Source organism: Dactylosporangium aurantiacum (assembly GCF_000716715.1).
GTDB lineage: Bacteria > Actinomycetota > Actinomycetes > Mycobacteriales > Micromonosporaceae > Dactylosporangium > Dactylosporangium aurantiacum.
This window is the reverse complement of record NZ_JNYJ01000206.1, coordinates 1-238: the sequence shown is the minus strand read 5'-3', so window position 1 is coordinate 238 and position 238 is coordinate 1. Positions and strand designations below refer to the sequence as shown.

Annotated in this window: 1 protein-coding gene; it reads left to right on the top strand. The window is 66.4% G+C overall.

Features of this window, described 5'->3' with window-relative positions; all coding sequences use genetic code 11:
- On the top strand, positions 1–238 hold a 238-nt coding region (locus OP18_RS50925), incomplete at both ends, for an Hpt domain-containing protein (RefSeq protein ID WP_033368083.1).

Below are 238 nucleotides of genomic sequence, written 5' to 3'. Positions count from 1 at the left end.
GGAGTCGCACGAGAACCTGGACCAGTTGGACCGGGACCTGGTGGCGTTGGAGGCGGCGCCGGGGTCGCGGGAGCTGCTGTCCTCGATCTTCCGCACGATTCACACGATCAAGGGCACTTCGGGGTTCCTGGCGTTCAACCGTCTGGAGAAGGTCACGCATGTCGGTGAGTCGTTGTTGTCCCGGCTGCGTGACGGCGCGCAGGGGATGACGCCGTCGACGACGGACGCGTTGCTGCGG